The sequence below is a fragment of the Pseudomonas putida genome, from assembly GCF_001941965.1.
Classification (GTDB): domain Bacteria; phylum Pseudomonadota; class Gammaproteobacteria; order Pseudomonadales; family Pseudomonadaceae; genus Aquipseudomonas; species Aquipseudomonas putida_L.
The window spans coordinates 430,413-442,403 of sequence record NZ_MKZO01000025.1; the positions used below are offsets into that span (position 1 = coordinate 430,413).

At 49.8% G+C, this 11,991-nt stretch carries 8 protein-coding genes and 1 pseudogene; 7 read left to right on the plus strand and 2 right to left on the minus strand.

Features of this window, described 5'->3' with window-relative positions; genetic code table 11:
• The first annotated feature begins 267 nt into the window (after positions 1–267).
• From dcm to PSEMO_RS16170, 6 genes and pseudogenes are all read left to right on the plus strand, one after another.
• Complete coding sequence (gene dcm, locus PSEMO_RS16140) at positions 268–1,617, plus strand: DNA (cytosine-5-)-methyltransferase (protein ID WP_075803998.1); 1,350 nt, start codon at positions 268–270, stop codon at positions 1,615–1,617.
• Between the two features lie 68 nt (positions 1,618–1,685).
• A complete protein-coding gene (locus tag PSEMO_RS16145) occupies positions 1,686–3,221 on the plus strand; it encodes an ATP-binding protein (RefSeq protein ID WP_081430266.1) in 1,536 nt (511 codons plus the stop codon).
• Positions 3,218–5,491 carry a Z1 domain-containing protein gene (locus tag PSEMO_RS16150; protein ID WP_075803974.1) on the plus strand — a complete coding sequence of 758 codons (2,274 nt, stop codon included), beginning with the start codon at positions 3,218–3,220 and terminating at the stop codon, positions 5,489–5,491. The genes PSEMO_RS16145 and PSEMO_RS16150 overlap by 4 nt, the downstream gene beginning before the upstream one ends.
• Before the next feature lie 269 nt (positions 5,492–5,760).
• Positions 5,761–6,588: pseudogene (locus PSEMO_RS32270) on the plus strand (IS5 family transposase).
• A 451-nt stretch (positions 6,589–7,039) separates the two neighbouring features.
• Positions 7,040–7,282, plus strand: a complete 243-nt coding sequence (locus tag PSEMO_RS16165; protein WP_075803975.1) for a hypothetical protein — start codon at positions 7,040–7,042, stop codon at positions 7,280–7,282.
• 527 nt (positions 7,283–7,809) lie between these two features.
• Positions 7,810–8,766: a hypothetical protein gene (locus PSEMO_RS16170; RefSeq protein WP_144443581.1), complete on the plus strand. Its 957-nt coding sequence runs from the start codon at positions 7,810–7,812 to the stop codon at positions 8,764–8,766.
• Between the two features lie 138 nt (positions 8,767–8,904).
• Here the strand turns inward: PSEMO_RS16170 and PSEMO_RS16175 are convergent, their stop codons facing one another.
• Positions 8,905–9,714, minus strand: coding sequence for an HNH endonuclease (locus PSEMO_RS16175; protein WP_256721145.1), 810 nt, complete (start codon positions 9,712–9,714; stop codon positions 8,905–8,907).
• Between the two features lie 1,119 nt (positions 9,715–10,833).
• Positions 10,834–11,652 (minus strand): posphoenolpyruvate synthetase regulatory kinase/phosphorylase PpsR, encoded by an 819-nt coding sequence (gene ppsR / locus PSEMO_RS16180; protein WP_075804000.1) that lies wholly within the window; start codon positions 11,650–11,652, stop codon positions 10,834–10,836.
• A gap of 188 nt (positions 11,653–11,840) precedes the next feature.
• Between ppsR and PSEMO_RS32950 the strand changes: the two genes are divergently transcribed.
• Positions 11,841–11,991: PEP/pyruvate-binding domain-containing protein (locus PSEMO_RS32950; protein WP_144443582.1), on the plus strand; the 151-nt coding region annotated here is incomplete at its 3' end.

Sequence of the window (11,991 nt, forward strand, 5' to 3'; positions counted from 1 at the left end):
ATCGTGTTCTTGTAGCCCCTTGCGAGTAGCCTGAAAAGCCCTCGTCGGGTCTCGGTATGAGCCTAACTTCAGCGACGTCCTGCCAGGTGTGTCGCTGGAGTGAATGGCCAAGTGGTGACACAAAGGATTTTTGAGCGTTAAAGCGTTACCATACGTCCGGCTGGGATGCCACGATCAATCCGGGTAGACGCATGCGGTCTAACCGGTTCGAATGACGATGGCAATCCTTTGTTGAAGGAAACCAGAGAGCCAGAGCCTTTGAACCAAGTGCAGTCATTCCGTTTCGTAGATCTTTTTGCCGGCCTCGGTGGGTTTCATCTAGCCTTAGGCAGGTTAGGCGGCAGGTGCGTGTTCGCTGCTGAGTGGAAAGAGCACCTGCGCGATATATATAAGATAAATTTCAATTTGTATCCTTCTGGGGATATTACAAAGGTCTCTCCAAAGACTGTTCCTGATCACGAAGTTTTAACTGCAGGCTTTCCATGCCAGCCTTTTTCAAAGGCGGGGGAGCAGTTAGGCTTTGAGTGCACGGAGCAGGGGGATCTGTTTTTTAATGTGGCAGCTATACTTGCTGAAAAACGGCCGCAATTTTTTATTCTTGAAAACGTCCCCAACCTTTTAAAGCATGACGAAGGCCGAACGTGGGAGAAAATTAAAGAGATTTTAGGCCTTGGTGATAGCGGGTTGGGTTATCATATATCTGCTGATAAGCTTTCTCCGCATAATTTCGGAATACCGCAAATCCGTGAGCGAGTATATATAGTCGGCTCGCTAGACTCGCTTGAGAAATTTTCATGGCCGGAAAAGAGCGCTTCGCCGACTTCTATCGATACTGTTCTTGACGAATACCCTGCAGATGCAAAAAAACTTTCACCACAGGTAGTCGACTGTCTTGAGGTCTGGGATGACTTCCTCAAGCGGTGTCCAGTTGAGGTGGAGCCGCCATGGTTCCCATTGTGGTCAATGGAATGGGGGGCCTCATATCCATTTGAAGAAACAACTCCCTATGCTTTAAAGCAGCTGAATGGTCTCGATGGCCTTAAAGGATTTAAGGGCAGCCATGGGTGTAAACTTGGAAACTTCCGAACTCTAGATGAAAGATGGGCTGCTCTGCCAAGTCATGCTAGGACAGAAAATTTGACCTTCCCGAAGTGGAAGAAAGATTTTATTAGGCTTAATAGGCAGTTTTATTTCGAGAATAAAGAGTGGATTGATCCGTGGTTGCCCAGTATTTTAAAGTTTCCCTCAAGCTTGCAGAAGTTTGAGTGGAACGTTAAAGGTGGGGCTCGTAATATATGGGATTATGTGTTGCAATTCAGGGCGTCTGGTGTCCGTGTTAAGCGGCGAACTACAGCTCCGAGCCTGATCGCAATGACAGATACTCAAGTCCCTATAATCGGCTGGCAGCAGAGATATATGACGCCAAGGGAATGTGCTAGGTTGCAAAGTCTTGATGCGCTCAAGAAGCTCCCTGAAAGCCAGACGCAAGCTTTTAAAGCTCTCGGTAATGCAGTCAACTCATTTGTCGTCGAGTCTGTGGCAAGGGCTTTAATTGAAACTAAGCCTTTAGTCGGGGATTTTCTCTGTCATGAAGTGGGCGCTGAGGAAGTGAGCTGAATAAAATGGGGCATGTAAATTTGGATGCGCAGGGAAGTGTTGAGGTAGGAATCCGTCCAGAAGTTACAATGCTGTCAGTGCTCCAGCACTTGAACTATAAGGCATGGTTTGCCATGGCGGAGTTTATCGATAATGCAATACAAAGCTTTGAGGCTAATAGGGAAAGCCTTGAGGCGATTCATGGGTGTGATTTTCAGTTAAAGATAAACATCGATATCGATGTGGCTCCTCCTGGACGCATCGTGATAAAAGACAATGCGGCTGGGATCGCTGGGGACGACTTTCCCAGAGCTTTCCGAACTGCTCAAGCCCCTTCTGACCGTACGGGACTTTCCGAGTTTGGTATGGGTATGAAAAGTGCGGCGTGCTGGTTCGCGAAAAATTGGTCTGTCAGAACGAAGGCTGTAAATGAAGTAGTAGAAAGAACGATAAATTTTGATGTTCAAAATATTGTTGATAGAAAGTTGGAGAGTCTCCGTCCGTTAGAGCGACAGGAGGATGCACGGGTTCATTATACCGTGGTGACTTTGTGGGGCTTACATCATGTTCCCCAGGGGCGTACTGTCGGGAAAATTAAAGCTCATCTTGCGAGTATATATCGGGTGTATATCCGGCAAGGCAGTTTGGAGCTAATTTTTAACGGGGAGAAACTAGAGTATAATTCTCCGGCAGTTCTGAGTGCTGTACCGTACAATTCCGCTGGATTGCCTTCTCAGGGTGAAAGTGTACAGGCAGTTTCCTGGCAAAAGAAAATTTCTTTTGATTTTGGAGAGGGCCAGCGTGTAACCGGATTTGCGGCACTGAGAGAAGTAGGTTCTACGCCGTTAGCAGGTTTCGCGCTATTTCGAAGGAACAGGCTTATAGAGGGCAGCCACGATGAGTCTTATCGTCCTAGTCAGATATTTAAGCAAACAAACAGTTATCCATATCAGCGGCTATTTGGGGAGTTGCACCTCGAGGGATTTGATGTTAGTCACACTAAGGATGGTTTTCGTTGGGAGGAGCATGAAGACATTTTTCTTGAATTTCTCAAGCAAGAATTAGAAACACTACCTTTGAATCTTTTGCTGCAAGCCGAATCTTATCGTAGTACGCCTAATAGAAGAACTATTGAGGTGCAGGCCGCTGCTGCTACTAGTTCTGTAGTAAGCTACATTGAAGATCATGTGGCTCCTTACATCACTGAGGCGCGTTTAAATCCAGTCGAACCCGACCCCTTGCCTTCTAATCTCCCGGCTAACCCGTTAAGTGCTTCTGAGAGAAAAGTTGAGGTCCATGACGGCAAAAACCAATGGATAATTCAACTTAAACTTACAGTAGATCCTTCCTCTGAAGATTGGCTGTCGGTTGCCAAGAATGAGAGTGGTGACGATAAGAGTGACCGTATCAGAGGGCTGACCATAGAATTGTCATTAGCTCATCCGTTTTCGGTCCAGTTTTTAGGGGGGCGGAATGAGAATGTTGAGCTTTATCTCAGGATAGCTACTGCAGTTTGTGTGTCATTAGTTCTAACTCAGGATATAACGGGTGAGGCGCCCGAAACGTTTCTTTTTAACTTTAATAAATTGATGCGTGGCGCTATGGCGCGAACAGGAGTTCTATGAATACTTCGGTTGAAATTCTCTCAACTATCACTCCGTCGCTAAGATGGCTTCCCGAGTTGAAAGGGTTTACTAGGGATTTTCTTAGAGCCAAATCACAGGATCCGAATGGTCCAAGTTATGAGGATTTAACTCAAGGAGTTGATTCGGTTTTGCATGAGGCGCAAAGAATACTTGGTCGCTGTCTCCCTCCGTCGGAATCTGAAGGGCGGGAAACAGGATTGGTTGTTGGATATGTTCAAAGTGGCAAGACAATGTCTTTTGAAACTGTTATCGCGCTTGCTCGCGATAACGGGTATGGCCTGGTTATAGTCTTAGCAGGTACGAAAAATAACCTTAGAAATCAGTCGGAACATAGACTTCGAAAAGACTTAGGTATCGAGGATGGGGGGGATGATTGGTCTCATATTTCCAATCCTACCAAAGCATCGTTGAATAAAATTGAAACTCGGATTGGTGCTTGGGTAAAGAAGTCGGGAAAGAAGTCATTGCTAATTACAGTATTAAAGCATGGCGGACATTTAGAGCGACTGGCAGATGTATTAAGCAAAGTGAAGCTTTCTGACGTACCGGCTCTGATCATTGATGATGAGAGTGATCAGGCGAGTTTGAATACAAAAGCAGCAAAAAATCGTAAGTTACACGTTTTTGATGACGAAAGAAGTGCAACTTATGAAAAAATTCTAAATTTACGGGCTGTGCTTCCACATCATTCTTATTTGCAATATACGGCAACTCCTCAGGCTAACTTGCTAATTGCTCAGGCTGATCTTTTGAATGCTTCGTTTGCCGAGGTTATTACCCCCGGAGATGCTTATGTTGGTGGGAAGTCATTTTTCTTGGATAATCGAAATTTAATATTTCAGATTCCACCCGAGGAAGTTCCGGGGAAAGATAATATTCTGAATGGTCCGCCAAAAAGTTTACTAAAATCTCTTCGGTTTTTCTTGTTGGCAGCTGCGCACCATTCCTTGACTCGCGAAAAAGGTATGTCAGGAAAGGACCGCAACCGCTCAATGATGGTGCATCCTGCGCTCAAAACTTCTTCGCATAAAGAATATAAAGCTTGGGTTGACAAAGCGAAAGCAGGCATTACAAGTTTTGTTGAGGGCCAATATCCGAAGAATCCCGCTGCTGTTATAAAGTTCTTTGCGGACGAGTACGAATCCTTGCTCTCTTCTGAGCCTGATCTTAAGTCATTGCCCGACCTTATTGCGGCATTAATCGATGACGTATTTGACGAGCTTTTGGTTGTTGAGGTGAATGGCACTCCGGATGCAGAGAAGAATATTAGTTGGAAGGAGACTAAGTATTGGATCTTAGTCGGTGGGGCCAAACTCGACCGCGGCTACACAGTTGAGGGGCTTTGTGTAACATACATGCCACGTCCTTTGGGCGGGCTTCCTGCCGCGGACACATTGCAGCAGCGCGCCCGTTTTTTTGGTTATAAAAAAAGATATCTTGGCTTGTGTCGAGTATTTGTGCAGCCAAGTGTTCAATTGGCTTTTACTGAATATGTTGAGCACGAAGAGTTTGTTCGGTCAGCTTTGGTAAAGCACCGTGGAAAGCCATTAACTGAATGGCGTCGAGATTTTGTATTGACGGATTTGCTGAGGCCGACTAGACCGAACATCGTAGGTCTAGGCAGTCGAAGAGTTCCTGCGAATGGATGGTTGGTACCCAATGTTCTCCAGAGGGATGAGGCGGCACGGCAATCAAACAGAGAATTGTTGTTGGAGGTTGTTGAAAGCTGGAGGCTTCGCTTTGGTCCTGTAAAAAATGCTAGTGAGCTATCAAAGTTTTCGACTCTCAATGGACGCTCACCACACGATGTGTTTGATGGGGTTCCTTTGCGTGTTGTGCTTGATGAGTTTTTGCTTAAGATTATTGTACGAGATCCGAGAGATGCTGAGGAGCACAGTGCTATGATCTTGTGTCTATCTATACTGCTTAGCAGAAATGAAGGATTGATGGCAGATGTTTATCTAATGAACAAACTCAATGTGGGTTATCGTACGCGCTATCCTGGACGTGGCTTACCCGCTTCACATGGTGATGCGCCTATTAACCAGTATTTTAGTCAAAGTGAAGGATCGTTCAACGATAGAGATTATTGCTCAGGTGAGCGAGTCACGCTGCAACTAAGAAGGTTTAATTTGGGTGTCACTGCAAGGGATAGAAAAAGCGCTGATGTTAGCGATGTCACTTGGTTTGCCTTAAATATCCCAGGAAGAATGAAAAAAATGTTGTTGGTTGAGGAGAGGGTTATGTAGTCTCCTGGCTCTTGTTTTTATCTTAATTGTGGTCTGGGCGGTGATTGCGACGTTTAGATTGGTTCTTTGTCGTAAAATTTTCATGTTCAGCTTCAAGTCAAGTCTGGCGATTTAGGCCTGAAGTTTAGGGTTTTAAAAAAAGAGGGTAGGTCTAATTGAGAATTGGCGCCCTCTAGGTTCTGTATGAAATTGAGAGAAACCGAACTTCAGTGCCGCGGACGCTGAGATTTTTGTATGGTTTTCAGCCATCTATGGAAAGAAATCCTGTGATGGCTAAGCGCTACGAACTTTCGGATGAAGCATGGATTCTGGTCGCAGATCTGTTCACGTCAACCCACACCTGAGGCAGGCCGCGATCAAGTGGTCGCCTGATGCTCGATAGCGTGCTGTGGCTGCTACGCTCCGGTGCTCCCTGGCGCGACATGCCCGAGTGCTCTGGGCTTTGGCGAACGGTTTATCACCGCTTCCGGCTTTGGCGAAACCGGGGAACCTTCGAGCAGATGCTCAAGCGTTGGCATCTGAAGCTCAATGATCAAAGGCTCATCGACCTGTAGGCCTGGATGATCGATTCAACAGCTGTTCGTGCCACCCGCGCCTCATCAGGTGCAGTTAAAAAAGGGGGCTTGATGAACCCGCAGATCACGCTTTAGGCCGCAGTCGAGGCGGTCTCACCACCAAGATTCATTTGCTCTGCGTCGCCAACGGCGTGCCTTTGCGCTTCCTGCTTTCTGGTGGTCAAGCCAGCGATATCAGCTACGCAGAGCCATTGCTGGACGATGTCTGTATCCGACGAGCAAGTGCTGCCGCTGGTTTCTAGCCGACAAGGGTTACGATGCTGATGCACTACGACGCTACAGTAACCGGTATCGCATACAACCAGTTATTCCTTTGCGCGCGATGAAGCGCAAAGGGTTGTCCCCCCTGTTTGATCGCCCCAAATACCGCCAACGTAATGTGATCGCGCGTATGTTCGGCTGGCTGAAAGAGAACCGCCGAATCGTGACTCGCTTCGACAAGCTCGCAAAAGTTATGGCGCGATGGTCTCGCTGGCTTGTGTCATGCGGTGTCTGCGACACCTGTTTTCAGACAGAACCTAGCCCTTCAGCAGCCTCTACCGCAATCACAAACAGAAAATCATCGTTGTTGATTTTGGCAAGCGGAACGGCGATGTCAGGTAAATCTCAACGCAGGTGCTCGCAACCCGTAAATGCAGGTATTTATCAACATAAAATTTTGCATTTCGCCTCAAAACTTCCTTAGGGTCTGACTTTCTTGTAGGCAATTTCCCAAGCATACTTCCCGACCCCGCTTGGTGGTTGTCTTCCTTGGAAACGCTGCTAGCCTTCGCTGGTCGTTGCAAAATCGACGACCGGATTAGCAGTCCGAACAAAGGTAACCACTGGCAACCTCCTATGGCGGCTGTGCGTGTGGGCGCCTTTGCGCGCGCCGGGTTTTTCCTTTGTCTCGGTCTGCTACCCACGTACAGTCGCCACCCTTCGTATAGCAGCGATGTGTGGCGATAAATTCGATTACAAAGGAAGAATCGCCATGAAAAAGCTCGTCCCCGATCCACCACCTGTTCTCTGCGTCGGCCCTGGTCTCTCCCATGAGGAAGCGATCAAGCGCGCTGCGGAACACCTCAACAGAGCAATTCTTGACTCTGCTTACCTTCCCGACCCGCCCGGTGCCCGCCATAAGGAAATGCTCGACAGCGCACGGCTGAACATGAGGATTACCAAAGCGCTGTTGGCGCTTGCGGTCGCTGCTTCGCCGGTAACAGTGCCGGTGTAAGGCATTCGGTCGGCCACAGATACATTCGATCCTGCCATCGAGGGGTATGGTGCCCATCCACTTTTAGGGGGGGCACCATCCGTGGCCAACCAAACAGACCCCTCTCACAAAGAGAATGAGAGGCACTGGGTCGACGCCGCTACCTTGATATCGAGTTCGAGCAGAGCAGCCAATCCGTCGATGGGGTTTCCAAAGTCGACGGGCTTGAGGTAGAGGTAGATGTTCCGACTTTTACGTCGGATCACATCATGGCTGCGGGCGACAAAAGGAAGTCGGGAGCACAACATCCGGGTTCAGAAAGGGATTGTGAAGTGATGTCATGGAGCGGTTACGGAGCAAAGTCCTCCAGAGCACGATATTCGCGATCGCACGATCAACGGTTCGTGAGCATTCTGCGTATCGGTATGGTTTGAAGAGGAACGACGTCACCTAGGAATGCTGAAACCCAGGCTCTCAAGCCGGTTTTTATGGCGATTTGCCATCTAGTAGGGTAAGGTTGCTCCGTTATTGACACGGTAGTGATATTTATGGACGAGCCGGCACCGCTTAAAATATTAATTACATCCGAAGCCCAGGCAATTGATTATCTGCAGCGTGCACGGGCTGATGAGTTCAAGGGTAAGAAAGTTTTAATTTCTTTTTCGGGGTGGCCGACTCTTGATATAAATGTTAAGGGTGATAGATATCATAGTACCATCCCGGCTGGAGTAATGAGGGGGTTGGTTGAGTATCAGGGTGCGCTGAACAAAGCGTTTGCTCTGGTGTCCAATAGTGATACTTCGAAATCCCTAACCGAGGATAATCGGAAAGCGCTTGACGTGACCTTCGAAGTAAAAGAGGGTAGTTCTGATATATCGGGTGATCTTGCGAAGCAGCTTAGTGTTATTGCGCAGCAGGCGATGAATCATATGAGTGGAACAGAAATAGTTGTCACGATACTGGGGCTTGCAGTAATTGCGAGCCTAACCTACTTGGGTGTTTCCAAGATTCGTACTGCAGGCGAAACTGCAGCTGAAAAACAGCGTTTAGATTTTGCCAAAGATGTTGTTGAGAGTAATGTAAAGTTGGCGCAAATTAACAAAGAAGTTACGCAGTCGGCACTGTCTGTAATTAAAGGTGCACATGATGCGGAGCTGTTGAGGCTTGGCAAATCAACTCTGACGAGGACGGATATCGAGTTCTACAATCGCCGTACTCGATCTATGTCGGACAAGCGCCGAATCGACGATTCATTTCATGTAATTAAATTGCATACAACCGATCATAAGTGGAAGCTGATTCTAGAGCACTCAACTTATGGTCAAATAAAAGTTGATTTGTACAAGGGCGATGAAGCAGGAAAGGTCCTTGATGAGATCCAGGCTGCGTTCCGCCAGGAAATTCCTGTAAAGCTCTTCATGGTGGGGTCATTCAAAAATGAGTCTCTAGTTTCAGCGAGCATTGTAGGAACTCCAACTCTGGGGTTGTTATATGATGATGAGTGAATAAGGGTTTTGATACCCGCAGATGTGCGGGTTTTTACTTTTGAAGTGTACGGCATGAATTAAGGGGCTCCATTTTTGAGCTGCTGGAATATAGCGGCGCTCTGATTAAAAACTTCGGAGCTGAAATCAATCGTGCATTTAGTTGCACTGATCTCGCGCCTTATTTCTTAACTCCCGAACCTGCTCCACGCTCAGCCATGGGCGCTTGGAATGGACGACCCTATGGCAGTTCGAACAAAGGACAGCAAGCTCAGCGAGTTTTGTCTTTGCATCGGGTTTCAACGTGTGAATGGGCTTAGTGTGATGAACGTCGATGATGCCTTCGCCATCTGGACCGTACGCCTCGGCGAAGTTGAAACCGCAAGCTTCGCACCGTAGGCACCCTTGCTTCTGCAGCACGTCTTTCTTTTTGGCTTCGACCAAGGCGCGGCTGCGCTCTCTATAACGGTGGAGGCGGGTCAGAACCTTGCCTTCCTCCGCTTCGACAATTTCCGGTTCGTCGTAACCAGCCAGTGCGTCGATTTCGTGGGATGGGCTTTCAACGGCGCCACGAATTGCGGCTACCGCGGCGGCGAGTTTGGAAGGTGAATCGGCGAACTCATCCCATACCAATTTCTCGCCTTTATTACCTTTAGCGAGGCCTTTTTTCCCATCCTTGACGTATTCCGGGTCCCATCGTCGGAAGTTACCGAGCTTCATATAGACGCCGTTTTCGTTGCGGAAGCTGCCTCCTTTGTTAAGGCCAAGCGTCTTACCAATTTTCCCTAACAGTTGGGAGAGAGCCTGGACTTCGGGGCGATCTTTGTTGGGGAGCGAATTGCGATGTTTCAGGTAGAGATCAAGCGCAAGAATTAGCTCGTCTGTCGTCCAGGCAGGATTGGATTGAGATTTAGGCTGATCGCTATTGGCCTGTACATTTTCTTCCTTGGATACCGCTTTGATTGCCACGAGCGCAGACCTTTTTCGCTGAGTTGTGTAGGAAATTTCCTATCGTGGCGAAAATTGGTAAACGTTTCAATGTGGCCGATGGCTTGGTGCTATTGAATTGGCAGAGTTGGGTGGGATTTGAGGTGGAGGAGGGCGCTCCAGGACTGTCTCTTGGATCGCTGTCTGGCTTATAGCTGAGCTCCGTGATGTGCCATTCAGTTCTTTGGCGGTTTGGATTGAGGACTGCGTTGTCGCGGATCAGCGGTTCGGCGTGGTGGTGATGGTGGAGGTACTGGCGTACTCGCGGGTGAACCCGCTCCCACATTGGGTTGCGTTGGTTGCTGAGGCGATGGTCTGTCTGTGAGGGTGGTGGTGAAGGCACTATTGCAATCGCTGGCAAGCCAGGCTCCCACAGGGGCTGTGTTGGATGCAGTTTCTGTGGCTGGTGTAGGGCTGCTGGGTTGCGATAGCTTCGGCTCTTCTGCTGGGGGCTGAGGAGGTTTCTGGATTGGTGTTTTGCCCGTGAGTGGGGTGGTGAATTAACCTTTGCAATCGCTGGCAAGCCAGCTCCCACAGGGTCTTGTGTCGGATGCAGATTCTTCGGCTGACTTAGGGCTGCGAGGGGGCGATGGCTTTAGTGGGTTGAACGCTGCGTAGGTGGCTGCATATCTCGCGGTGCGCAGAAGTCCGGTTGGCACGTTTAGGTCGGGGAATGGGTTGTCTGCAGTGGATCGTGTAGGCCGTCATAGAACCTGCCAGCGTGGGAGCACTCGGAAGAATTAGATTCGCCGTCTGCCTGTGGCTCGTGCTGGATGGCTTTGGGACCGCTAGCGCGGTCCTTCGCGGGCAAGCCTCGCTCCTACGGGGGAGGGGGCGTCGGTCCGGGAACTTCGCTTGAGCTCAAGATGCGTGGATATCCATGCTCATCGCAACACAGGCCGCACTTGGTCAGATCGGGCAAAATTCTGAGGCCTACTCAGAACTCTGTGGGAGCCGGCGTTGCCGGCGATGAGGCCATGAGCAACAGTAGAAATCTGTTGCTGGTCACGATGGCATTTCACACAGAAGACGGCAGCGGCATCTGGATTGGAAAAGCGCAGCCCAGGCGGGCAGGGCAAGAGGCTGCGCTCGCACGGCCAATCACTTAAACCGCCGCTCCACCCCCCTCTCCACCAAAATCTTCGCCGAAATCTCCTCCACCGAAAAATGCGTGGAGTTGATATGCGGAATATTCTCCCGCCGGAACAGATTCTCCACCTCCCGCACCTCGAACTCGCACTGCGCAAAGCTCGCGTAGCGACTGTTGGGCTTCCGCTCATGCCGAATAGCAGTCAACCGATCCGGATCAATCGTCAACCCAAACAACTTGTTCTGATGCTTCTTCAACGCCGCCGGCAGCTGCAGCCGCTCCATATCGTCTTCGGTCAGAGGGTAATTCGCCGCCCGAATCCCAAACTGCATAGCCATGTACAGACAAGTCGGCGTCTTCCCACACCGCGACACCCCCACCAGAATCAGGTCCGCCTTGTCGTAGTAGTGCGTCCGCGCCCCGTCATCGTTATCCAGCGCAAAGTTCACCGCCTCGATCCGCTCCATGTAGTTGGAGTTGCCGCCGATCGAGTGCGATTTCCCTACGGAATACGACGAGTGGGCGGTCAGCTCCTGCTCCAGCGGGGCGAGGAAGGTGGAGAAGATGTCGATCATGAAGCCGTTCGAGGTGGCGAGGATCTCGCGGATGTCCTGGTTGACGATGGTGTCGAAGATGATCGGGCGCACGCCGTCACGCTCGGCCGCCGCGTTGATCTGCTGGACCATGACCCGGGCCTTTTCGACGCTGTCGATGTACGGCCTGGTGAACTTGTTGAACGGAATGTTCTCGAATTGAGCCAGGAGACTTTGTCCGAGGGTCTCCGCGGTGATGCCGGTGCCGTCGGAAATGAAGAAGGCAGATCGTTTCATTTGCGCCATGGGCCTTAAGCTGGTGACGATTCTTGGATATGATAGGTTCGGTTTGCCGAACGCCATCGGAACGACATCGTCGGCATTCTCACTTATTTTCCAGGTCCAGGCCACAAGCGCCCGGCCAGTCCCACAGGGGATTCGCCGGCGTCCTGAGCTTTTCCAATACAGTTAGTGGAGAGATCACCTTGGTAGAGTACGTAGTTTCCCTCGATAAGCTCGGCGTCCATGATGTGGAGCACGTAGGGGGCAAGAACGCATCCCTGGGCGAGATGATCAGTAACCTCGCCGGTGCCGGCGTTTCCGTACCAGGCGGCTTTGCCACTACGTCCCAGGCGT

Bases quoted from the DNA above. Each gene is read 5' to 3' on its own strand.
- PSEMO_RS16170 (WP_144443581.1), top strand. From the start codon at position 7,810: ATGGACGAGCCGGCACCGCTTAAAATATTAATTACATCCGAAGCCCAG.
- PSEMO_RS16165 (WP_075803975.1), top strand. From the start codon at position 7,040: ATGAAAAAGCTCGTCCCCGATCCACCACCTGTTCTCTGCGTCGGCCCT.
- ppsR (WP_075804000.1), bottom strand. From the start codon at position 11,652: ATGAAACGATCTGCCTTCTTCATTTCCGACGGCACCGGCATCACCGCG.
- PSEMO_RS16150 (WP_075803974.1), top strand. From the start codon at position 3,218: ATGAATACTTCGGTTGAAATTCTCTCAACTATCACTCCGTCGCTAAGA.
- PSEMO_RS16145 (WP_081430266.1), top strand. From the start codon at position 1,686: ATGCTGTCAGTGCTCCAGCACTTGAACTATAAGGCATGGTTTGCCATG.